The sequence below is a fragment of the Inconstantimicrobium porci genome (assembly GCF_009696465.1).
GTDB classification, from domain to species: Bacteria; Bacillota; Clostridia; order Clostridiales; family Clostridiaceae; genus Inconstantimicrobium; species Inconstantimicrobium porci.
Window position 1 is genome coordinate 136445 of sequence record NZ_VULX01000004.1, and the last position, 21469, is coordinate 157913.

Here is a 21469-nt window from a genome sequence, read left to right on the forward strand (position 1 = left end):
ATTATTGAAAAATTATTGTAATAATACCTCTAAATTAGAAATAAAGATTAGTAAGTATTGTAATTTGGAGGTATTTATGAAAAAGCAGTCTTTAATTAAAGGTAGTATAGTATTAGGAGTGGCTGGGATATTTGCCAAGTTTTTGGGATTGTTTTTCAGATGGCCACTCATAATGTTGATTGGTGATGAAGGTGTAGGATATTATCAAATGTCATACCCTTTATATATGTTTTTTGTTGCATTTGCATCAGGAATGCCTATAGCAATATCTAAAATAGTCTCAGAAAGAATTGCCGTAGATGATATTGATGGGGCTTTTGAGACAAGCAGAACATCAATGAGATTTATGATTATTTTTGGCGCATGTATGTCAGCATTTCTTTTCATAGGAGCTCCATTCATAGTAAGACTTTTAAAATGGGACCCTAAGTCATATTATTCTGTTCTTGGTATATCATTTGCACCAATATCAGTATGTGTAATGTTTGCTCTAAGAGGATTCTTTCAAGGATTTCAGAATATGAATTCAACTGCTGTTTCTCAGATAATTGAACAGTTAGGACGAGTAGTAGTTGGAGTTGGACTAGCATTTCTTTTCTTTAGAAGAGGGATTGAATTCTCAGCAGGTGGAGCTGCATTTGGAGCAGCGGCTGGAGGAATTGCAGGTAGCATATATTTATTAATAAAGTATGATGGTATAAAAAGAGAATACCACATAAAAAAAATTAAAAAAAATCTGCAGGTTATGTCAAGATTCCTTGATATAGCATTCCCGATAGCCATAGGAACATCTGTAGGGTCTGTAATGAACCTTATAGATTCCATACTGGTGCCTCAGAAACTGCTTTTATGTGGGTTTGATTATAAGACGTCAACTATTCTATATGCACAGCTTACAGGCAAGGCTAGCGTACTTATAAATATACCAATGACATTATCAATGGCACTGGGCATGTCTTTAATTCCTATAATTTCAAGTAATTATGCAATTAAGAATATGGATGAGGTTAACAGTAAGATATCTCTTTCAATGAAACTGTCTGCTATGATAGCCTTGCCATGCTTTTTAGGATTTTATTTTATGTCTGAACCTATTATGAAACTTATTTTTCCAGGCAAGTATGATGGATTTGTTATTTTAAAATATCTTTCCATAGCTATACCATTTATAATCTTTACACAGACTACAACTTCAATTCTGCAGGCATTAGATCACTATAAGATACCTGTAGTTAATATGCTTATAGGCTGCCTGGTTAAAATCTTTCTTACAAGCACACTTGTTCCGTTAAAGCAGTTTAATATATATGGAGCTGTTATTGCTTCAATATCTGCTTATGTTATATCAGCTTTACTTAATTATATTTATCTGCTGATAAAAACAAGCTACAGGCCATCTGTATTTGATAATATAATCAAACCATGTTTATCTTCTGTGGTAATGATTATAGTGGTGTTATTTGTGTATTTTAGAATGATGGTGTGTATTAGAATAAACTCATTAAGTTGCTTGATTTCTATATTTGCAGGTATTATTATATATGTATTACTATTACTGGCTTTAGGAGTTGTCAGCGTAGATTTCATTAAAGAAAAGTTAGTAAAGAAATAAAAAATAAGATAGAACTGTATGATGCTTAAGAGAATATACAAACTGCAGACCGTACATGTGAGAATTGTCAGTGATAATTGGTGACTGATCATTGATCCTGCAGGCTGTTTGAGTCTATTAAGTTAATGTTTATTTGTAGGTTCTATTAAAAATCGGGAGGATTACAGGTGATAAAGATTGTTGGTTTAGGACCGGGTTCAGAGTTATCTTTAACAGTAGGAACAATAAATGCACTTAAGAATTGTGAAGATGTATATTTCAGAACAAAAATACATCCTACTGTAGACTATATAGAAAAACAGGGTATAAAGTTTGAAACTTATGATTTTGAATATGAAACTAAGCAGGATTTTGACAGTGTATATATGTCTATTGCAGAGGATTTGGTAGAGAAGGCAAAGGAAAAGGACATTGTATATGCAGTGCCAGGACATCCGCTTGTTGCTGAAAAATCAGTTGTGAATCTAATATCGTTATGCGAAAAAGAACATATCAAGTATGAGATTCTTCCAGCTGTAAGCTTTATAGATGCTATTATGGAAAGCCTTAAGATTGATCCAGTTGAAGGATTAAAAGTAATTGATGCTTTTGATATGAAAAATCAGATTATGGATAAGAGAATAGGAACTATAATAACACAGGTATATAATCAGTTTATAGCTTCAGAAGTTAAGCTTAGTCTGCTTGATTATTATAATGATGAAACTGAAATATACTTTATAAGAGCTGCGGGAATACCAGGACTTGAGTCAATAAGAAAGATACCTTTATATGAACTTGATAGACAGGAAGATATAGATTATCTGACATCTGTATATATACCTAAGAACCTTGATAATAAGAAGGATATATATGACCTTGTTGATCTTGTGGAGATTTTAAGAGGTGAAAATGGCTGTCCTTGGGACAGAGAACAGACTCATAAGAGTGTAAGAAATGCACTTATTGAAGAAAGCTATGAAGCAGCAGATGCTATCGATAATGAAGATGACGATGCAATGGTAGAGGAACTTGGAGATGTATTGTTCCAGGTTATATTCCATGCTGTAATAGGTCATGAGGATGCTTACTTTGATTTAAGCGATATAATTGATGGTGTATACAATAAAATGGTTTATAGACATCCACACGTGTTTGGAGACGACAAAGCTAAAGATACTGAGGAAGTACTTGATAAATGGAATGAACTAAAGAAAAAGGAAAAGTCACTAAATACTGTGACAGATGAATTAAAAGCCGTTGCTAAAGCATTACCTGGACTTACAAGAGCACAAAAGATTCAGAAGAAGGCTTCTAAGGTTGGATTTGATTGGGATAATGTCTTTGGAGCTATGTCAAAAGTAGAAGAAGAATTAAATGAATTAAAAGAAGTATATAATGGCTCAAATAAGGCAAGAATACTTGATGAAGTGGGAGATTTGATCTTTGCTTGTGTAAATGTATCAAGATTCTTAGGAGTTGATAGTGAAGATGCAGTGAACAATACATGTGAAAAATTCATTAAAAGATTTCAGTTTATAGAAGAAAAGGCAACCGAAAAAGGCATGAAGTTAGAGAACATGTCTTTGGAACAAATGGATGAATTGTGGGAAAGTGCTAAGCTTACTGAAAAATAAAGCATAAAATAAAAGGAATTTTGGCATTTATGGAGAATATATAAAAATAATTCGAAAATTATCATTGTATATTCATCAAAAATAAAAAAACATTTACTAAGACATTGATAAGATATATAATATGGTAATGTGAGGATTAGTACATAGTACTAAATAAGGCTAAATTTAAGGAGGATGTAATCGTGAATAAAGCAGAATTAATTACAAGCATGTCAGAAAAGAGTGGTCTTACTAAGAAGGATGCAGAAGTAGCAGTAAAAGCTTTTATTGAAAGCGTACAGGAAGCATTAGAAGGCGGAGACAAAGTTCAATTAGTTGGATTTGGTACTTTCGAAACTAGAGAAAGAGCTGCAAGAGAAGGAAGAAACCCTAGAACTAAGGAAACTATCCAGATTCCAGCTTCAAAAGCTCCTGTATTTAAAGCAGGTAAAGAATTTAAAGAAAGAGTTAATAAATAGTTTATATATACTCGCAAAGAACCCGAGATGCTCTCGGGTTTTTTTGTATAATTTTATGTATATACCTGGAGGGCAGAATGAGATTAGATAAGTATTTAAAAGTTTCAAGAATAATAAAGAGAAGGACAGTTGCTAAGGAAGCATGCGAGGGTGGCAGAGTTTCTATAAATGATAAAGTAGCAAAACCTTCAACAGATGTTAAAGAAGGAGATATAATTATAATTAATTTTGCTAATAGAACATTAAAAGCTGAAATAGTAAACATTACTGAGCATGTTAGAAAAGATGATGCAAAGGATATGTATAGAATAATAGAAGGTGTTGAAAATCAGGAATAATTTTTTGCTATGAGTTACAAATAACAAACTTTAATTGAATATACCATTACAATTCCTCATATATTTAAGTGTATATAAGAATATAGATTAAATAACTATAAATACATGTTATGGAGGATTAAGATGGAGTCAAATAAAAATAGTGTTCAGGAAAAGAAAAGTAATTTAACTTTAGATAGCAGGAAAAAATTGATTTTAACAGGAGTTATTGAAGTATTAAGTTTTGATGATGAAAAGATACTGCTTAATACATGCCTTGGGATGCTTACAATAAGAGGACAGAATTTAAAGATGAATAAGCTTGATGTTCAAAACGGTGATGTTGTTATAGTTGGCATGATAGCATCACTTGTATATTCTGGTGGTGGTACAGGCTCACAGAAAAAAGACGGAATACTTGCAAAGTTGTTTAGGTAGGTGAAAAAGTATGCTTTTACCTATAGGAGAACAATTTAGGATAGTTTTAGTAGGAATTGCAGCGGGCATTATTATTGGAATGCTGTATGATTTGTATAGAGTAGTAAGAGGAAATAATGTTCCAAAGGTGATAAAAATCATAGAGGATACCTTGTTTTGGATTCTATGTGCTATTGTTGTATTTCTATTTTTATTGTATGGAAACTACGCAATAATGGGGACATATATCTATGCACTTATTTTTATTGGATTTATAATATACTTAAAGGCATTTTCTAAGTTTGTACTGAAAGTTTTAAGAAAAATAATTTCTGGTTTCGCGAGAGCTTTAAGGGTTACTGCAAATAATTTAAGCTATAGTTTTAGAGTGATATTTAGAAGAAATAAATCATATAAAAAATAACTTGAATATAAGGGGAATAATTATTAAAATATAATTGAAAGTATATTTTAATTGTGAGGAAATTCATGAAAAGTAAGATTACAAATAAAACTATAAAATATATAGTTATAGCAGTGCTGATTTGTATATTAGGGGTAAGCATTGTAAGACAAATTGTTACTATGAATAAAATCCAAGAGCAAATAACTCAAAAACAAGAACAGATAGATAAACTAAAAAAGGACAATGAAGCCCTGAAAGATGAAGTAAGTAAAAGTACTTCTGATGACTTTATTGAAAAGCAGGCGAGGGAAAGACTTAACATGATAAAGCCGGGCGAAAAAGTTGTTGTACAGAAAAAGAATTAACGGTTTTAAAGTGGCAACAATATTAAAAGATGGTTATTATATAATAACATATATTTATTTTAAGGAGGATTCTTTTTAACATGACCTTAGAGGCAGGAAGTATAGTAGAAGGAACAGTGATTAATATCACAAATTTTGGAGCTTTTGTGGAAGTAGAAGGAAAAACAGGTCTGGTTCATATATCAGAAGTAGCAGATTCTTTCGTAAAGGACATAAAAGAACACCTAAAAGAGCAGGATAAAGTTAAGGTAAAGATACTCTCAATAGAACCTAACGGTAAAATTAGTTTATCTATAAAGCAAGCTAACCCTGTAAAGAAAAGTGCAAAACCAGCTGAAATAGACTGGAATTCAGAAAAGAAAAAACAACAAAATTCAGCTAATTTTGAAGATATAATGTCAAAGTTCTTAAAGGACAGTGAAGAAAGATTAGCAGATGTTAAAAAACATCAGGATTTTAAATCAAAAAATAGTAAGAGAAATTTCTAAATTGAAATTTTAGATATAGGGACAATTGGTTTTAATGATTAATTGTCCTTTTATTTTGCATAAATATTTAAGTGACTTTAATTAACAATTCAAAAATATAAAAAAAGTGTTGACAGTAAAAGAAGTATAACTTATAATAAAACATGTCGCAAATGAGCGATGTAAAAAAATGTGCCGAAGTGGCGGAACTGGCAGACGCACAGGACTTAAAATCCTGCGATGCTAACACATCGTACCGGTTCGATTCCGGTCTTCGGCACCAATAATATCGCGGGGTGGAGCAGTTGGCAGCTCGTCGGGCTCATAACCCGAAGGTCGTAGGTTCAAGTCCTGCCCCCGCAACCATGTGGCGGAATAGCTCAGTTGGCTAGAGCATTCGGTTCATACCCGAAGGGTCGTAGGTTCAAGTCCTATTTCCGCTACCATTTAATTAAATAACTTATGCCGAAGTGGCGGAACTGGCAGACGCACAGGACTTAAAATCCTGCGATGCTAACACATCGTACCGGTTCGATTCCGGTCTTCGGCACCAATAATATCGCGGGGTGGAGCAGTTGGCAGCTCGTCGGGCTCATAACCCGAAGGTCGTAGGTTCAAGTCCTGCCCCCGCAACCATGTGGCGGAATAGCTCAGTTGGCTAGAGCATTCGGTTCATACCCGAAGGGTCGTAGGTTCAAGTCCTATTTCCGCTACCATTTAATTAAATAATTTATGCCGAAGTGGCGGAACTGGCAGACGCACAGGACTTAAAATCCTGCGATGCTAACACATCGTACCGGTTCGATTCCGGTCTTCGGCACCAAAAGAGACTATAATAATAGTCTCTTTTTTGTTTGAAAAGTTATTTTATAATTTATTCATTTTGAGAAAATAAGATCTAAATAAATACTATTAAAAAGTAAACCTAAAATATTTATATAAAAATATGACAAAATCAACCATTAATAAAATTATTACAAAAACTTATTTTTATAAATCCCTAATACATAATTAAAAATGACAAAAAGTTAAAATGATTTTTTATCCCTTTAAATAAAGGCAATTCTAAACATAAGCTTTTCTTATCAAGAATAAAAGAATATCCAGTCTGCTAAATAAAATTAAATTTTAATGAGACAATAAGTTAAAAAAAATAGAAGTCTTAAGAAAAAAGTCATACGAAAAATTTTTGAAAACTGTTTTAATGACAATTATTTCCAGTAAACTCTGCTATAATGTATTTACATTTAGAGCAAGGGGGAATACAGCAATGCAGTATGGAGCTAATGTGGAATCATTTAAAAGAATAAAAAATAGTAAGGAAGAAAATGAAGATAAGGCAGTGAATTCACCTGTTATATTATTATTAAAGATATTGTGTGTATTTTTAATAAGCAGGGTTGTTATAACACTTGATATAACAAGTATAGATAATATAGCTCCCTTTGGAATTACAATTGTAATGACGATGCTTGAGAAGAATACTAAAAGGGATGGAGTTGTAATATGTCTTGGAGCTATAATAGGATATCTTTCATTATACAAGAGTAACAGCGAAGTTATGATGTATATAGTAATAGTATCAGTGTTGATGACAACTCGCTTTATAACGATAAAAGGACTGAAGTCAAGGATAGAAATGCTTATAAAGTTTGCTATAATTTTTGCGGCAATGTGCTTTTACAGAATGATTATAAATAACTTTTCAATAGGAACTACAGTTACTATATCAATGATACAGACTGTTTTAATGTATCCAATTTATTATATTTTTAAATTTTCATTAAATTGTTTTGATGATATTAATACAAATCATTATTTCACCAATGAAGAAATAATAAGCATGATGCTTATTTTTTGCCTGGCGCTAGCAGGTATTGGCACAGTGAGTGTATATGGTGTGGGAATAAGAAATGTTCTTGCACTTGCAGGAATACTTGTTATTGCGTATGCGCTTGGAGGTCCGCTAGGAGCTGCGGCAGGTGTGATAATCGGAGTAATAATCGGTATATCTACAAATAACATGATGCAGATAATTGGAATTTATGGCCTTTGTGCTCTTACAACAGGAATATTCAAAGATACTGGAAAATTATTTGCTTCTATAGCATGTTTTATTATGTATCTTATTCTTAATATTTATAGTAAAACGCTTAATATACAGGTTATCGGAGAAATTTCTGCAGCGGTAGCTATTTTCTATATAGTTCCAAGAGATTTTCTTGGAACTATCACTAAAGAACTTGATAATACGGTAAAGGAAGATAATTTTAATATATTTCATTTTAATAAATTAAAGGAGGAGTTTTCAGGTAGACTTAATGATTTTACAGAGGTAATATCATCAATGTCTATGATTATTGATGAGCTGCAGGATAATAAGAAGCTGTTAATGCAGAATAAAGGTGCAGCACTTGTTGAACAGCTTGGTGACAGGGTATGTGATAACTGTGATATGAAAAATATGTGCTGGAAAAGAGAATTCAGGGAGACATATGCTGATTTTTCTGAACTTATACAAAATTATGAGGAGGGGAATAAAAGATTTCCAGCTGGACTAGAAAAGAGATGTATTAAGAAATTCAATCTTATAAAGAATACTGATGAAATTGTTGAAAGTCATATATTAAATGAAGTATGGAAGAACAGGCTTGAAGAAGGCAGAAGAATGCTGGCATCTCAGCTGAACAGCATGGCTGTTACTATGGGAGAACTTGTAGATGATTTTAACAATGATATAGTTATATGTAGTGATATAGAAAGGGATGTTTTTAAAGCGCTCAACAGATACAATATTAAATATGATGATGTATTATGCTATAACGATAAAAATGGCAGACTTAATATTAAGATTATCTTGGATGAGTGTGGAGGATGCCAGTATTGCGTAAAGAGTATATTGCCAGTAATTAATCAGGCTATAGGAGCTGAAATGGCTATTGGCGGTGATGGATGTGTTATAGATCCAGTAACAAAGAAGTGTACAGTTCTGATAGAGGAATCTCCTAAGTTTTATGTATCTTCTTATTGTGCTTCTGCATGCAAGGATGATGAGAATTATACAGGAGACAGTTTTACATTTGGAAAATCCAAGGATGGCAGATATACTATAGCAATAAGCGATGGTATGGGTTCGGGTCCTGAAGCTGGCAATGAGAGCAAGGCAATTGTTGATCTTATAGAGAAGTTTACGAAGGCAGGTTTCTCAGATCTGACTGCCATAGATGCAGTAAATTCTATAATGAGTATGAAATTTTCAGAGGATGAGAAATTTGCAACTCTTGATATGCAGGATATTGATCTTTACTCTGGTGAAATTACTTTTATAAAAATAGGTGCCGTTGAGACATTTGTTAAAAAGGCTAAAAGTATTCAGGTTATTAATTCTAAGACTCTTCCTTTTGGAATACTTGATAAACCTGATGTTGATATTGTAGAAAAGAAAGTAAGCGGAGGTGATATAATAGTAACAGTAAGTGATGGTATTCTTGACGTTGGGGAAACAAAGAATAATTTCCAGTGGCTTAGCAGATATCTGATGGAAACAGATATAAAAGATCCAAAACAGCTTTCAAGAGAGATTCTTGAAAGAGCAAAAGAGATGAACGGCGGGAAAGTCAAAGACGATATGACAGTCGTTGTATCGAAGGTCTATAGTATTTAAAGCTGTATTATAGTATTTGCTGCTTAGTAAGTGTGAATTTATTATTTAATTTAGAATTTAGAATTATGGATTGAACTACCTTTGTGGGAGTTCCAAAAAGAGAGCTCCGCCCTCTTTAAATCTCCTGATTAAATAATTCAGAGGTTTGGAGGTGAGACCTTCATTGCAATTAAGAAATCAGTTTACTGATTTCATCCTGTAATTTTAAATTTTAAAATCTAAATTCTAAATTTTTATTTAGTTTATATTTATCTGGCGGTTTATTTTTTATAAAGTTATACATTGCCTTACTGTTGGGTTATAATTTACTTATAAATTTTTATAGTGGGATGTGTTTTATATTGATTACTAAAGTTGAAGCTTTTGCAAAAGAATATAATATGTTTAAGAAAAACGACAAGATACTTATTGCATTGTCTGGAGGACCAGATTCTATATGTCTTATGCATATACTTGTTAAATTAAGAGAAAAGTATAATTTTAAACTTTATGCTGCACACATTAATCATATGCTTAGAGGTGAAGAAGCTGATAAGGATGAAGAATATGTAGAGAAGATGTGCAATAAATATGATATTAAACTTTATATAAAGAGAGTTGATATAAATAAAATAGTCATAGAAGAAGGGCTTTCGTCTGAACTTGCTGGGAGAAGGGAAAGATATAAGTTCTTTGACGAGATTTTTGAAAAAGAAAATATAGACAGGATAGCTATTGCTCATAATGCAAATGACCAGGCGGAGACAATTCTTATGAGGCTTATTAGAGGAAGCGGGACTCATGGAATTTCAGGAATAAAACCTATAAGAGATAATAAATTCATAAGACCTATACTTTGCCTAAACAGGGCTGACATTGAAAAATACTGTGAAGATAATGAGTTGAATCCAAGAATTGATAAGACTAATCTTGAGACTATATATAGTAGAAACAAGATAAGGCTTAAGCTTTTACCATACATAAAAGAGAATTTTAATGAAGATATAGTCAATACAATAAACAGATTTGGTGTTATTTCTTCAATTGATAATGATTATATGGAAAGCGAAGCAAGGACTACACTTAAAGAAAATTTTGAGAATAAGTGTAATGAAGGTGTTTTAAAAAAAGAAATCTTTAGCAAGCATGAAGCTGTTCTTTCAAGAAGCATCAAGATGGCATTAGAAATTGTTGCAAAAGTAAATAGGAATTTTGAAATGAAACATATTTATGCTGTTATTAATCTTCAGAAAGGTGAAACAGGAAAGAGCATACAGCTTCCTAATAATATTTTAGTAAGTAATGTTTATGGAGATATAAAAATAGCAAATTGTGTCAATAATCTTGCTGGGGAAACAAAATGTAAAGAGATAGAAATAAAAAATATTTTAAATACAAATGTAAATGAAGGAATTAATATTGATTTTTATAAATACAGTATAAGTATGAGAGTTATAAAAGATAAAAATGTTAATTTTAAGGCTAATCACTTAATAAAGTATTTTGATTGTGATAAGATAAATGATGTGAAGATAAGGTTTCGGCAAAACGGTGATAGGATTGTTCCTATTGGGATGAAAAGCCCTAAGAAGCTTAAAGATATATTTATTGATAAAAAGGTGCCAAAGGATGAGAGAGACTTGATACCAATATTTGAATTTAATGATGATATTGCGTGGGTTATGGGCATAAAAACAAGTGATATATTTAAAGTTACAAGGGATACAAAAAATATTCTTCAAGTAAAAGTACAAGAAAGGATTTAATAAGATGAGAGAGGATATTAAGGAAATTTTATTATCAGAAGAGGAAATTAAATCAAAAGTTAAGGAACTAGGAGCAGAAATTAGCAGGGATTACGAAGGAAAAGAACTTGTAGTTGTTGGAGTGCTTAAGGGATCTGTAATATTTGCAGCAGAACTTTTAAAGAATATAACAACAGATTGTGAACTAGATTTTATGGCAGTTTCAAGTTATGGAAATTCTACAGAAAGTTCAGGAATTGTAAGAATACTTAAAGATCTTGATAATGATATAGAAGGAAAGCATGTTTTAATAGTTGAAGATATTGTTGATACAGGAATCACATTAAGCTATCTTCTAAAATATTTAAAGCAGAGACATGCAGCATCAATAGAGATAGTTACACTTCTTAATAAACCTGCAAGAAGAGTTGCAGATATAAATGTTAAATATCATGGATTTGAAGTTCCAGATGAATTTATAGTTGGATATGGAATTGATTATGCAGAGAAATACAGAAATCTTCCATACATAGGAATATTAAAAAGAGAAGTTTATGAAAAATAAATTAAAATAAATACAATGTGTTAATCAGAAAGGGGGTCTATCCCAATGAAGAAGAGTTCTACATTAATTACATGGATTATTGCTATGATACTTATTGTGTTAATGGCTACATTCGTAAGCAAGACTCTTGATACAGGTGTAACTATTCCATATAATGATTTTCAACAGAAATGGATTGAAGATAAAGTTAAGAGTATAGAGGTGAAAGAAGATAAGTTACAGATACATGGTGTGTTGAATGATAACACTTCATTTGTAACATATGCACCTATTGATACGCTTAATATACTTATGAAGGAAAATCCTAAGAGCAATGTTAGGGTTGAATTTAATCCTCCAAGCAGTGCCGGAGTATGGCTTCAGATAATACCACTTGTGCTTATACTTGTCATGTGTATTGTTACATTTTTTATGTTTACACAACAAGCTCAGGGTGGCGGTGGAAACCGTGGAGTTATGAACTTTGGCAAAAGCAGGGCAAGGATGGCATCACCTGACAGCAAGAGAGTTACATTTAATGATGTTGCTGGTGCAGATGAAGAAAAAGCTGAACTTGTTGAACTTGTAGATTTTCTAAAGGAACCCAAAAAATATATTGTTATGGGAGCAAGAATTCCAAAAGGAGTTTTACTTGTAGGCCCCCTGGAACAGGAAAAACACTGCTTGCAAAAGCAATAGCAGGAGAAGCTGGCGTGCCATTTTTCACAATATCAGGTTCTGATTTTGTTGAGATGTTTGTTGGTGTCGGAGCTTCAAGAGTAAGAGATTTATTTGAGCAGGCAAAGAAGAATTCGCCATGTATAGTCTTTATAGATGAAATTGATGCTGTAGGTAGACAGAGGGGTGCAGGTTTTGGTGGCGGTCATGATGAAAGAGAGCAGACTCTTAACCAGCTACTTGTTGAAATGGATGGTTTCGGAGTTAATGAAGGAATCATCATGATTGCTGCTACTAACAGACCTGATGTACTTGATCCTGCACTTTTAAGACCAGGCAGATTCGACAGACAGATTGTTGTTGGAGCTCCTGATGTTAAGGGCAGAGAAGAAATACTAAAGGTTCATACAAAGAATAAGCCACTTGCAGAAGATATTAACCTTAAAACTATTGCCAAGATAACTCCAGGATTTACAGGTGCTGATCTTGAAAATCTTGCAAATGAATCTGCACTTCTTGCAGTCAAGAGAGGGCTTAACCAGATAACAATGCATGAAATGGAAGATGCCATCACAAGAGTTGCAGTAGGTACAGAAAAGAAGAGCAGGGTTATCAGTGAGAAGGATAAGAAGCTTACAGCTTATCATGAAGCAGGTCACGCTGTTATTATGAAGGTACTTCCTAATACAGATCCAGTTCATGAAATAAGTATTATTCCAAGAGGAATGGCAGGTGGATATACAATGCCACTGCCAACAGAGGATAAGTCTTATACATCAAAGTCAGATCTTCTTGATGAAATGACAAGTCTTTTAGGTGGAAGAGTAGCTGAGAAATTAGTAATCGGCGATATCAGTACAGGAGCAAAAAATGATATCGACAGAGCCAGCAACATAGCCAGAAAGATGGTTATGGAATATGGAATGAGTGAAGAAATAGGTACAATTTCTTTTGATACTGGCAATGATGAAGTTTTCCTTGGAAGGGATTTGGGGAAAAGTAGAAACTTCAGTGAAGAGGTCAGTGCAAAGATTGATAATGAAGTTAAAAAGCTTATCGATAATGCATACCGTGAAGCTGAAGAAGTTCTTAAGAGCAATATGAATAAGCTTAGAGCAGTTGCAGAAGCTCTTATTGAAAAAGAAAAGCTTCAGGCAAATGAATTTGAAGAAATATTTAATAATGCTTAATATAAAAAAGCCCAACGCGCTTAGGTTTCTAAGTTCGTTGGGCTTTTTAAGTTAAGCAGAATGTATATGTAATATAGTATGGTTGACTATATATTTTTATATTGATAAACTATTTCAAACAAATAATATATAAATAGCAAAAGACGGAATAAAGGGTTTCAAGTTATGGAAATCTATATTATAGAAAGGAATAGTACGAATTTTAGAAGTTGATACTATTATTTATAAATGTTATAATTCGAATATAAAGAGTTTTGACATAAGTAACGTTCGTGAAATATAACAAAGAGGGGTGCTTTGATGATGAAAACAGATATAGAAATAGCTCAGAATGCTGACATAAAAAAGATAACTGAAATTGCAGAAAAGATAGGACTTACAGAAGATGATATTGAATTATACGGAAAGTATAAATGTAAAATAAATCTTGATGTTTTAAAAAAAAATAAATCTGGCAAAAAAGGAAAACTTGTTCTTGTTACAGCTATAAACCCTACAGCTGCAGGTGAAGGAAAATCTACAGTTACAATAGGTCTTGCTGACGCAATGTGGAAAGAAGGAAAAAAAGCTGTAATAGCGTTAAGAGAACCTTCATTAGGACCTGTTTTTGGTATAAAGGGAGGTGCTGCTGGCGGTGGATATGCTCAGGTTGTACCTATGGAAGATATAAATCTTCACTTTACTGGAGATATGCATGCAATAACATCTACAAACAATCTTCTTGCAGCAGCAATAGATAATCATATTCATCAAGGAAATACACTTGGAATTGACTCAAGAAGAATAATCTTCAAAAGAGTTATAGATATGAATGATAGAGCGCTAAGACATATAGTTGTAGGACTTGGTGGAAAAGCTAATGGTTTTGTAAGAGAAGATGGTTTTATGATAACTGTTGCTTCAGAAATAATGGCTATTTTATGTTTATCAACAAGTCTTCAGGATTTGAAGGAAAGAATGGGCAATATACTTGTTGCATATAACTATGAAGGAAAGCCTGTATATGCAAAAGATTTGAAGGTACAGGGAGCTATGGCATTACTTATGAAGGATGCAATAAAGCCTAACCTTGTTCAGACTTTAGAAGGAACGCCAGCTATAATTCATGGAGGCCCTTTTGCTAATATAGCTCATGGATGTAATTCGATTTTAGCAACTAAGATGGCTATGGAACTTGGAGAAATTGCAGTAACAGAAGCTGGATTCGGTGCAGACCTTGGAGCTGAAAAGTTCATGAATATCAAATGTAGATACGGAAACTTAAAGCCTGACTGCGTTGTAATAGTAGCAACAGTAAGAGCATTAAAGAATCATGGCGGAGTTGAAAAGGCTGATCTTAATAAGGAAAATATTGAAGCTGTATCTAAGGGAATTGTAAATCTTGAAAAGCAGATTGAAAATATTAAGAAGTTTAATGTACCGGTAGTTGTCGCTATAAACAAATTTGTAAGTGACACAGATGCAGAGATTAAGGTTGTTAAGGATTTCTGTGATAAGATGGGTGTTAAAGCTGCATTAAGCGAAGGATGGGAAAAAGGCGGAGAAGGTGGAAGAGAACTTGCTCGTGAAGTCTTAAGTACTATGGAAGAAGAAAAATCAGAATTCAAAGTTTTATATGATGAAAAAGACAGCATAAAGAATAAGATAGAGACGATTGCTAAAGAAATATATGGTGCTGATGGTGTGGATTATAGTATTGCAGCATTAAAACAGATAAAGGAAATAGAAAGTTTTGAACTTGATAAGCTGCCAATATGTATGGCAAAAACACAGTATTCATTATCTGATAATCCAAAACTTCTTGCAAGACCAAATGGATTTAAGATTACTGTTCAGGAAGTAAGAGTATCAAATGGTGCGGGATTCATAGTAGTACTTACTGGGAATGTGATGACAATGCCAGGATTACCTAAAGTGCCGGCAGCAAATAACATGGATATATTAGAAAGTGGAGAGATAGTGGGATTATTCTAAATTACCTTGACAAAAGTGTCTAAACTGATAAAATTAAAATGTTAAAATTCGCTTTATGTCATAAAAAAATAGCAGCCTTTTTGGCTGCTTTTAAGCTATATTAAGGTGGTGTAATCGTGGTTCTGTTAATTGATGTGGGAAATACTAACATAGTATTAGGGGTATATGAAAATAATAAATACGTAACAAGCTGGAGAATTTCAACTGATGCAAAGAAGACATCAGACGAGTATTCTATTCAGACTATGCAGCTTTTTAGAAATGCAAAGTTAAATCCTGATAATATTGAGGGTGTTATTATTTCTTCAGTTGTACCTAATATCATGTATTCATTAGAACATATGATAAGAAAATGTTTTAAGAAGGAACCTATTGTTGTAGGACCTGGAGTTAGAACAGGAATAAATATAAAGTATGATAATCCCAAAGAAGTTGGTGCAGACAGAATAGTAAATGCTGTTGCTGTTCATGAAGTATATAAAAAATCTGCAATAATAATTGATTTTGGAACGGCTACAACTTTTTGTGCCTTAGCACAGAATGGTAATTATCTTGGTGGAAGCATATGTCCTGGAATAAGAATATCTTCTGATGCATTATTTGAAAAAGCGGCAAAACTTCCAAGAGTAGAACTCGAAAATCCTGGACATGTAATATGCAAGACAACAATAAGCAGCATGCAATCCGGTATAATATATGGTTACATCGGCCAAGTTGAATATATAGTAAAAAAAATGAAGCAGGAAATGATAAGCTTAGGAGAAGATGAACCAATTGTAATAGCTACTGGTGGGCTTGCTAATTTAATAGCCAGTGAAACAGATGCTATAGATAAAGTTGATTCAAATCTTACTCTTAAAGGGCTTAATATTTTATTTCAAAAGAATAAGGAGTAAGTATTACTATGGAAATAGGTAATATACAGCTTGAGAATAATGTGTTTTTAGCACCTATGGCGGGGGTTACAGACATATCCTTCAGAGGACTCTGCAAAGAAATGGGATGTGGGCTTGTATATACTGAAATGGTAAGTGCTAAGGCGCTATATTACGAAAGCGAAAAAACATTAGACTTAATGAGAATAGCAGAAGAGGAAAGACCTGTTGCTGTGCAGATGTTTGGTAATGATCCAGAGATAATGGCACATGTAACAGAAAAGTATTTCAATACAAATGATGATTTCTGTATTGTAGATATTAACATGGGATGTCCTGTTCATAAGATCACAAAAAATGGTGAAGGATCTGCACTTATGAAAAATCCTGCTCTTGCTTATGATATTGTTTCAGCAGTGAAAAAAGTTTCTAACAAACCTGTCACTGTAAAATTTAGAAAAGGATTCAGTAATGACAATGTCAATGCTGTAGAATTTGCAAAGGTTCTTGAAGAAGCAGGGGCAGATGCAATTGCTGTTCATGGAAGAACAAAAGAACAGATGTATGAAGGTAAGGCTGACTGGGATATAATAAGACAGGTGAAGGATGCAGTTAAGATACCTGTAATAGGCAATGGAGATGTATTTACTGCAGAGGATGCCTTAAATATGAAGAAGCAGACTAACTGTGACGGCATAATGATTGCTAGAGGAAGCATGGGAAATCCATGGATATTTAAACAGATAGTACAGAAATTAAATGGAGAAGAAGTTATATATCCTGAAGATTGGGAGAAGATAGATATGGCGTTAAGACATTATGATTTATCTCTTAAATATGATGGAGAATATAAAGCTGTCAGGGAAATGAGAAAGCATACATCATGGTATATCAAAGGACTTAGAAATTGTGCTGAGATAAAAAATGCCATTAATGTTCAAAATGACAGTAATATAGTAAAACAAATATTAATAGAATACAGAGAAACATTAAAATGCAATGATAAACAATCATAGAATATGTATATTGTTATAGATAATTAATATGGGTGGTATAGTTAGTTGACATATAAAATGCACTGTTCTATAATATTAAAAATAGTTTACATTTAGGAAAATACTACATTTAATGTTGATTATTTATACAAAGTATATTTATTATATATGATTGGCGAAGGGGAGAATAATATGAGCGAACAAAAAAAATACGTAATGACTTATGATGGTGTTAAAAAGTTAGAACAGGAATTAGAATACTTAAAAACTACTAGAAGAAAAGAAATAACTGAAAAGATTAAAGTTGCACTTGGTTATGGAGATTTAAGTGAAAACTCAGAATATGATGAAGCTAAAAATGACCAGGCATTTAATGAAGGAAGAATTCTTCAGATAGAAAATACATTAAAAAATGCTACAGTAGTTGATGAAGCTGAAATTTCAACTGATACTGTAACTGTAGGATGTAAAGTTAAAGTATACGATTATGATTTCGAAGAAGAAGTTATTTATTCAATAGTAGGTTCTGCAGAAGCTGACCCAACTGAATTCAAGATTTCAAATGAATCACCAGTAGGAAGTGGACTTCTTGGTAAAAAGGTTGATGATGAAGTAGAAATAAGTGTTCCAGGAGGAATGGCTAAATTTAAGATACTTGCAATAAGCAGAGAGTAAAAGTGGAGGGATAAACTGAAAATGGCTAATGAAGAGATAAACAATAATGAATTAGAAGCTAATCTTAGTGAACAGGAAGGAATCAGAAGAGATAAACTTGCAGCTTTACAGCAAGCAGGAAAAGATCCTTTTGACGTTTACAAAGTAAACAAGACTCACAATTCAGAAACAATTAAAAATAACTATGATGAATTAGAAGGAAAAACTGTAACTGTTGCAGGAAGACTTATGTCTAAAAGAGGACAGGGAAAAGTTGTATTCGCTGATTTACAGGATAGAGATGGAAGAATCCAGTTATTTTTAAAGATTAATGATGTTGGAGAAGAAAATCTTAAGGAATTTAAGACTTATGACCTTGGTGACTGGGTAAGTGCTGAAGGTACAGTATTTAAGACTAGAATGGGAGAAGTAACAGTTCACGTAACTTCATTCCAGCTAATTTGTAAATCATTAAAACCATTACCAGAAAAATTCCATGGATTAAAAGACCCTGATCTAAGATATAGACAAAGAGAAGTTGATTTAATCACAAATCCAGAAGTTAAGGATACTTTTTATAAGAGATTCAAGATAATTCAAGGAATCAGAGAATACCTTGATCAGAGAGGATTTATAGAAATAGAAACTCCAATGCTTCAGACTATAGCTGGTGGTGCTGCTGCTAGACCATTTATCACTCACCACAACACTTTAGATATGGATATGTACTTAAGAATAGCTACAGAATTACATTTAAAGAGATGTATAGTTGGTGGCTTTGAAAAGGTATATGAAATAGGCAAGAACTTTAGAAATGAAGGAATGGACGTTAGACATAATCCAGAATTTACTGCTATCGAGTTATATCAGGCATTTACTGATTATAATGACATGATGGATATCATGGAAAACATAGCTGCATACTGCTGTGAAAAAGTAAATGGTACAACTAAGATATCATACCAGGGAACTGAAATAGATATGACTCCACCTTGGAGAAGAGTAACTATGGTTGACATAGTTAAGGAATGTTCAGGTGTGGATTACAATGCAATCAAAGACAATGCTGAAGCTCAGGCTATAGCTAAGGAAAAGGGACTTGAATTCAAGAAAGATTTAAGTGAAGTAACTAAGGGCGAAGTTCTTAACGCATTATTTGAAGAATTCTGCGAAGAAAAGTTAATTCAGCCTACATTTGTAGTTGATTACCCAGTTGAAATTTCACCTCTTACAAAGAAGAAGAGAGGAAATGAAGAGTTTACTGAAAGATTTGAAGGATTCATTTACGGAAGAGAATTATGTAATGCATACTCAGAATTAAATGATCCAATCGTTCAGAGAAGCAGATTTGCTCAACAGGAAAAAGAAAGAGAACTTGGTGATGATGAAGCTTATGAAATAGATGAAGACTTCATGTCAGCACTTGAAACAGGTATGCCTCCAACAGGTGGACTTGGATTTGGTGTTGATAGATTAATAATGTTCTTAACAGATTCAGCATCTATAAGAGACGTTATCCTATTCCCGACAATGAAATCATTAGACAAATAAATACAGTAAAATCAAGTATTTAGACAACATTGACCCTCCCAAATTCGTATACGAAAAGGAGGGTTTTTTTATGGCTGAAAAGGTAAAGCGTACGAAGACAAAACATGTAAATATATATTTAAAGGCTAATTATAGAGAATCCTTTGCATACAAATAAGTTTTATAATAAAAAAGCTGAGAAGCCCACTGAGTATACAGAAGATGATGCAAAACAACGTGCATATTTAGCCGAAAAATACGGATTTAGTGATATATCCTATAGAATAAGAGAGCTTAGTGTTAAAGAATATGTGGATCTATTAGGAACATATTCAGATCATAATAGTCTATAAAGCATTGAAATAAAGGATTTATATTTTGACCTGACCTTGAAATATTAAACAAATTTAAATAGAAAAATAAAAATGAGGAAAATACTAAAAATGATAAAAATTGGTTGCAATAGAAAATAATCGTGCTATAATAAGAATTGTGGATGTTCCGCGATAGCTCAATGGTGGAGCACTCGGCTGTTAACCGATAGGTTGGAGGTTCGAGCCCTCTTCGCGGAGCCATTTTTATTTTCTGTATGTGTTTAGTTGAAAGGTTGATGTAAGTTTTCATTAGTGAAATTTTACATCAATTTTTTTGTTTATTTTAAAAAAATATAAACAAGTGTTACGAAATTGTAGTAAGTAATATATTTTGTAATAATTTTGTTACTTTCACATAGAATTCACACGAAAAACTGATATAATATATAGTATACGAATTAAAGAAAAATTCAGATAATGCTGGGAGGATTCCATATGAATGTGACAATTATAGGTGGAGGCAACATAGGAACTTTGATTGCTGCGGAACTTGCAAAGAAAAATCATAAAGTAACGATATATACTTCAAAACCTGAAATGTGGCACCATGAAATCACGGTGTATAAAGGTTCTACAGAAGAAGAACCTTTATTTACAAGCAGAATTTCAAAGTTTACTAACGATATAGAAGAAGCACTTAAAGATGCTGAAATGGTATGGATAACGCATCCCTCATTTGAATTCTCAAAACTTAATGATCTTATGAAGCCATTTGTGAAAAAAGGTATGATTGTAGTAGTTGTACCAGGAAGTGGTGGAGCTGAATTTTCATTTAGTGATCTTATAAAACGTGGAGCTGTATTATTTGGACTTCAACGTGTGCATAGTATAGCTAGACTTGAGGAGTACGGAAAATCTGTTCATATGCTTGGGCGTAAGAGTAGATTATATGGAGCGGCGATTCCTTATGATATGACAAATAAGATATGCGAATTGATTGCTGATATGTTTGATATGCCATGTGTTCCATTAAAGAATTATCTGAGCGTCACAATGACACCATCAAATCCTATACTACATACATCAAGATTATATACAATGTTTAAAAATTACAGAAAAGGCTATTATTACAACAGAAATATACTTTTCTACGAGGAATGGACACTGGAATCTTCAGAAATGCTTATAGCTTGCGATGATGAACTGCAGAAGGTATGCGAGAAAAGCGGTCTAGATTTAAAAGCCGTAAAATCTCTTAAGGTTCATTATGAAAGTGACACTGCAGAGAAGATGACTGATAAAATAAGCAGCATCAAAGCATTTGAAGGGCTTAAATCACCTATGATCCAGAAGGATGGCGGCTGGATTCCTGACTTTTCATCAAGATATTTCACAGCAGATTTTTCTTATGGACTGAAAATACTTGTAGATATTGCAGACTTATATAACGTAGATGTACCTAATATGAAAAAGTCATGGAACTGGTATTTAGAAACTGCTAAACCTGATAATTATTTTTCACTCTCTGAATACATAAAAACAGTAGAAGAATTCGAGGGACTTTATTCTTAGGAATAACTAATAAATCTTTATGGAGTATTATTCTTGAAACTTCTTTTTGAAAACTCCTTTAACGGAGTTTTCTACTTTCTAATAGTTATTGTGTATT

18 protein-coding genes, 8 tRNA genes and 1 pseudogene are annotated in these 21469 nt (G+C 32.7%); all 27 read left to right on the forward strand.

Annotated features, from left to right (window positions below; genetic code table 11):
* The first annotated feature begins 76 nt into the window (after positions 1 to 76).
* The 27 genes and pseudogenes from FYJ33_RS05130 to FYJ33_RS05260 all read left to right on the forward strand — a co-directional run bounded on the left by FYJ33_RS05130 (position 77) and on the right by FYJ33_RS05260 (position 21372).
* The gene (locus tag FYJ33_RS05130) at positions 77 to 1612 is read left to right on the forward strand and encodes a putative polysaccharide biosynthesis protein (RefSeq protein WP_154530693.1); all 1536 of its coding nucleotides are present in this window, start codon (positions 77 to 79) and stop codon (positions 1610 to 1612) included.
* A gap of 167 nt (positions 1613 to 1779) precedes the next feature.
* Complete coding sequence (yabN, locus tag FYJ33_RS05135) at positions 1780 to 3228, forward strand: bifunctional methyltransferase/pyrophosphohydrolase YabN (RefSeq protein WP_277643202.1); 1449 nt, start codon at positions 1780 to 1782, stop codon at positions 3226 to 3228.
* Positions 3229 to 3410: 182 nt separating this feature from the next.
* Positions 3411 to 3686 (forward strand): HU family DNA-binding protein, encoded by a 276-nt coding sequence (locus FYJ33_RS05140; protein WP_277643203.1) that lies wholly within the window; start codon positions 3411 to 3413, stop codon positions 3684 to 3686.
* Between the two features lie 77 nt (positions 3687 to 3763).
* A complete protein-coding gene (locus FYJ33_RS05145; protein ID WP_154530694.1) occupies positions 3764 to 4024 on the forward strand; it encodes an RNA-binding S4 domain-containing protein in 261 nt (86 codons plus the stop codon).
* Between the two features lie 123 nt (positions 4025 to 4147).
* Entirely contained in the window at positions 4148 to 4441 is a 294-nt protein-coding gene (gene yabP, locus FYJ33_RS05150; protein WP_154530695.1) for a sporulation protein YabP, read from the forward strand.
* A gap of 10 nt (positions 4442 to 4451) precedes the next feature.
* Entirely contained in the window at positions 4452 to 4844 is a 393-nt protein-coding gene (gene yabQ / locus FYJ33_RS05155) for a spore cortex biosynthesis protein YabQ (protein WP_154530696.1), read from the forward strand.
* A gap of 65 nt (positions 4845 to 4909) precedes the next feature.
* Entirely contained in the window at positions 4910 to 5191 is a 282-nt protein-coding gene (gene ftsL / locus FYJ33_RS05160; protein WP_154530697.1) for a cell division protein FtsL, read from the forward strand.
* An 80-nt stretch (positions 5192 to 5271) separates the two neighbouring features.
* Complete coding sequence (locus tag FYJ33_RS05165) at positions 5272 to 5679, forward strand: S1 domain-containing RNA-binding protein (protein WP_154530698.1); 408 nt, start codon at positions 5272 to 5274, stop codon at positions 5677 to 5679.
* 173 nt (positions 5680 to 5852) lie between these two features.
* A tRNA-Leu gene (locus FYJ33_RS05170) sits at positions 5853 to 5941 on the forward strand.
* Between the two features lie 7 nt (positions 5942 to 5948).
* Positions 5949 to 6024: transfer RNA gene (locus FYJ33_RS05175), tRNA-Met, on the forward strand.
* Positions 6025 to 6027: 3 nt separating this feature from the next.
* Positions 6028 to 6104: transfer RNA gene (locus FYJ33_RS05180), tRNA-Met, on the forward strand.
* An 18-nt stretch (positions 6105 to 6122) separates the two neighbouring features.
* A tRNA-Leu gene (locus FYJ33_RS05185) sits at positions 6123 to 6211 on the forward strand.
* A 7-nt stretch (positions 6212 to 6218) separates the two neighbouring features.
* Positions 6219 to 6294: transfer RNA gene (locus tag FYJ33_RS05190), tRNA-Met, on the forward strand.
* 3 nt (positions 6295 to 6297) lie between these two features.
* A tRNA-Met gene (locus tag FYJ33_RS05195) sits at positions 6298 to 6374 on the forward strand.
* Positions 6375 to 6392: 18 nt separating this feature from the next.
* Positions 6393 to 6481 (forward strand) — tRNA-Leu (locus FYJ33_RS05200).
* Between the two features lie 447 nt (positions 6482 to 6928).
* Positions 6929 to 9322, forward strand: a complete 2394-nt coding sequence (gene spoIIE, locus FYJ33_RS05205) for a stage II sporulation protein E (protein ID WP_206046614.1) — start codon at positions 6929 to 6931, stop codon at positions 9320 to 9322.
* Positions 9323 to 9663: 341 nt separating this feature from the next.
* Positions 9664 to 11067: a tRNA lysidine(34) synthetase TilS gene (tilS, locus tag FYJ33_RS05210; RefSeq protein ID WP_154530700.1), complete on the forward strand. Its 1404-nt coding sequence runs from the start codon at positions 9664 to 9666 to the stop codon at positions 11065 to 11067.
* 4 nt (positions 11068 to 11071) lie between these two features.
* Positions 11072 to 11611, forward strand: coding sequence for a hypoxanthine phosphoribosyltransferase (hpt, locus tag FYJ33_RS05215; protein ID WP_154530701.1), 540 nt, complete (start codon positions 11072 to 11074; stop codon positions 11609 to 11611).
* Positions 11612 to 11656: 45 nt separating this feature from the next.
* Positions 11657 to 13458: pseudogene (ftsH, locus tag FYJ33_RS05220) on the forward strand (ATP-dependent zinc metalloprotease FtsH).
* A gap of 303 nt (positions 13459 to 13761) precedes the next feature.
* Positions 13762 to 15432, forward strand: coding sequence for a formate--tetrahydrofolate ligase (locus tag FYJ33_RS05225; protein WP_154530717.1), 1671 nt, complete (start codon positions 13762 to 13764; stop codon positions 15430 to 15432).
* A gap of 116 nt (positions 15433 to 15548) precedes the next feature.
* A complete protein-coding gene (locus FYJ33_RS05230) occupies positions 15549 to 16328 on the forward strand; it encodes a type III pantothenate kinase (RefSeq protein WP_277643206.1) in 780 nt (259 codons plus the stop codon).
* A gap of 8 nt (positions 16329 to 16336) precedes the next feature.
* Positions 16337 to 17323, forward strand: coding sequence for a tRNA dihydrouridine synthase DusB (dusB, locus tag FYJ33_RS05235; RefSeq protein ID WP_154530702.1), 987 nt, complete (start codon positions 16337 to 16339; stop codon positions 17321 to 17323).
* Between the two features lie 171 nt (positions 17324 to 17494).
* Complete coding sequence (gene greA / locus FYJ33_RS05240; protein ID WP_154530703.1) at positions 17495 to 17977, forward strand: transcription elongation factor GreA; 483 nt, start codon at positions 17495 to 17497, stop codon at positions 17975 to 17977.
* 21 nt (positions 17978 to 17998) lie between these two features.
* The gene (gene lysS, locus FYJ33_RS05245) at positions 17999 to 19507 is read left to right on the forward strand and encodes a lysine--tRNA ligase (protein WP_154530704.1); all 1509 of its coding nucleotides are present in this window, start codon (positions 17999 to 18001) and stop codon (positions 19505 to 19507) included.
* Positions 19508 to 19650: 143 nt separating this feature from the next.
* Positions 19651 to 19839, forward strand: a complete 189-nt coding sequence (locus FYJ33_RS05250; RefSeq protein ID WP_154530705.1) for a hypothetical protein — start codon at positions 19651 to 19653, stop codon at positions 19837 to 19839.
* A 147-nt stretch (positions 19840 to 19986) separates the two neighbouring features.
* A tRNA-Asn gene (locus FYJ33_RS05255) sits at positions 19987 to 20061 on the forward strand.
* Positions 20062 to 20295: 234 nt separating this feature from the next.
* Positions 20296 to 21372: an NAD/NADP octopine/nopaline dehydrogenase family protein gene (locus FYJ33_RS05260; RefSeq protein ID WP_206046615.1), complete on the forward strand. Its 1077-nt coding sequence runs from the start codon at positions 20296 to 20298 to the stop codon at positions 21370 to 21372.
* The last annotated feature ends 97 nt before the right edge of the window (positions 21373 to 21469 follow it).

Coding starts and splice junctions, on each gene's coding strand:
- spoIIE (WP_206046614.1), top strand. CDS start 6,929: ATGCAGTATGGAGCTAATGTGGAATCATTTAAAAGAATAAAAAATAGT.
- FYJ33_RS05145 (WP_154530694.1), top strand. CDS start 3,764: ATGAGATTAGATAAGTATTTAAAAGTTTCAAGAATAATAAAGAGAAGG.
- greA (WP_154530703.1), top strand. CDS start 17,495: ATGAGCGAACAAAAAAAATACGTAATGACTTATGATGGTGTTAAAAAG.
- yabP (WP_154530695.1), top strand. CDS start 4,148: ATGGAGTCAAATAAAAATAGTGTTCAGGAAAAGAAAAGTAATTTAACT.
- hpt (WP_154530701.1), top strand. CDS start 11,072: ATGAGAGAGGATATTAAGGAAATTTTATTATCAGAAGAGGAAATTAAA.
- FYJ33_RS05130 (WP_154530693.1), top strand. CDS start 77: ATGAAAAAGCAGTCTTTAATTAAAGGTAGTATAGTATTAGGAGTGGCT.
- FYJ33_RS05260 (WP_206046615.1), top strand. CDS start 20,296: ATGAATGTGACAATTATAGGTGGAGGCAACATAGGAACTTTGATTGCT.
- lysS (WP_154530704.1), top strand. CDS start 17,999: ATGGCTAATGAAGAGATAAACAATAATGAATTAGAAGCTAATCTTAGT.
- FYJ33_RS05165 (WP_154530698.1), top strand. CDS start 5,272: ATGACCTTAGAGGCAGGAAGTATAGTAGAAGGAACAGTGATTAATATC.
- FYJ33_RS05225 (WP_154530717.1), top strand. CDS start 13,762: ATGAAAACAGATATAGAAATAGCTCAGAATGCTGACATAAAAAAGATA.
- yabQ (WP_154530696.1), top strand. CDS start 4,452: ATGCTTTTACCTATAGGAGAACAATTTAGGATAGTTTTAGTAGGAATT.
- dusB (WP_154530702.1), top strand. CDS start 16,337: ATGGAAATAGGTAATATACAGCTTGAGAATAATGTGTTTTTAGCACCT.
- ftsL (WP_154530697.1), top strand. CDS start 4,910: ATGAAAAGTAAGATTACAAATAAAACTATAAAATATATAGTTATAGCA.